2 pseudogenes are annotated in these 1,871 nt (G+C 62.3%); both read right to left on the minus strand.

Annotated features, from left to right (window positions below):
• A pseudogene (locus tag RCCGE510_RS32500) lies at positions 1-1,450 on the minus strand (restriction endonuclease); the annotation flags it as partial.
• A gap of 3 nt (positions 1,451-1,453) precedes the next feature.
• Positions 1,454-1,871 (minus strand): annotated as a pseudogene (locus RCCGE510_RS32505) (helicase); the annotation flags it as partial.

The raw sequence follows: 1,871 nt of genomic DNA on the forward strand, positions 1-1,871 counted from the left end.
CAAGAAGAGTTTCGGCGGGATCGGCAGCCTGGGCCTCCCGTTCGTCGAGCACTGGATCGAGCGTGGTATCGAGCAGAAGCTGCACCAAACTGTCGGGCGTGTAATAGGAGCCGGTGATCTTACGCTGGTTACCCTTTTGCTCCGCCGCTTCCGAGGCGAAGATCAGGGTCTTGCCGTCGCCGCCAAGCTGCGGCTGGAGTTCGAGGAGGGATTCATAGACAGAGCCTAGCTCCTCGGTCTCCATCGCGCGCCAGTTCACCGGCGTCATACCGGTTTTGTCGAAAAGCCAGGAAAGGCGGTAAAGCGCCTCCATGAAGGCGCGATTGCGCAGACGTGCCGTTTCGAGATGCGGCAGCTTGTCGTCGCTGAAAAGACCACCGAGCGCCGGCAGGCCGAGCGCGTCCTGTCCGTGCGCCAGCGCGCGGAAAACGATCTTGACGCCCTCGTAGCGGTCGTGATGCTTATCCCAAGTGGCCGCGCGGACACACGAGGCGCGCAGGGCCGCAAGACTATAGCCTTCGCGGTAGAGCTTGCGGGCGTCCTGTGTCGCGACTTCCGGATGGAGCAGGCTCCGATCCTCGGCCACCATCAGGAAGATCAGGCGATAGACGAGGCGTAACAGCTCGTTGAACCACTCCGTCAGATCAATCTCACCGGATTTCAGGCGGGCAGCGAGATCGGGATTGGCTTCGAGAAAACCCGAGCCGAGCACTTGGAGCGCAGTTTCAACCTGCAAAGCCAGCCGATCACGCGCAGCTTCGCCTTCGCGGGAGCCTGCGTCACGCCAGCGCTCCAGCGGGCAGTCCGTCGCCGGCGCGCCAGCGGCACCAAACCGTGTCCGGTGGATCAGTGACCACAGGACGGCAAAGGAGGCGGCATCCTCATTCAGAAATATCTGGGCGAGATCAGCTTCGACATAGGCTGGCCGCGTCAGCGAGGCGTTGTCGCGCATGAGCCGAAGGACGGTCCCGTTCGTGACAAGTCCCCAAAGGGCGTCGTTATGGTCGTTGAGATAGTCTTGGAGCGCGAAGGCGGGAGACCGTGAACGGTCGGTCGAAAGTGTCTGGCTTCGTCGATCGAGCTTCTCCTCGGATGGCGGCACCACGACAATCGGGATACGTTCGCCGGCGAGAAAAGAGAGCGTGCCTTCAGCCAGGACGAGATCATCGAAGCCGAAGGTTTCCGTGAGGAAGGCCCGCACGAAGCGGCGAGTTGTCTCGACTGGGGGATTTTGAAGCTTCGCAAAGGCGTCGAAATGGGATTGGCCGACGCGGAAGGATGTTGAAATCTCCTCGCGGATCGTTAGCCCCTTGCGGATACGATAATCCTCTTCCGCCTGATCGGAGGCTTGCCGGCGGTCAATGCTGGCGACCATGGCCGGGGCGATGAGATTGCCTTCCAACGTGAGCGAGGGCCATGCCGACATATCAGTGATGGGTTTGCGCGCCATGGCTCAGGCCTCCCCCGGCATCAGTGTGAACAGGCCGATGATATCCGGCGGCAGCACGGGCTCTACCGTGACGCGGGAAGCGGACCCAGATGCGGCGCGAAGGCGGGCGTGGTCCGCCATAAGCTCTTTCGCGCGCGATTGGACAAATTCGGCGATCGGTTCTTCGAGCAGGCTCGATAGTTCCTCCTTGGCCTTGGCAATGAACCTGTCCCGCGCGATAGGCGCGAGGTCAGCGGACGCAGGAGCATTCAGCATCTTGCGTGCCTCTTCGCCGACCGCCACGATCCGCGCCCCCTGGATCGCGACCAGCGCCGCTTCCTCCGCCAGCAGCAGCCGCTCTTTGCGGGCATGGATGGTCAGTTTGAAGCGGATACGCAGGAGCGCGAGGCGGGTCACTTGCTGGACAGTGGTGGTTGGCCAC

It is taken from the genome of Rhizobium sp. CCGE 510, from assembly GCF_000292525.1.
Taxonomy (GTDB): Bacteria; Pseudomonadota; Alphaproteobacteria; order Rhizobiales; family Rhizobiaceae; genus Rhizobium.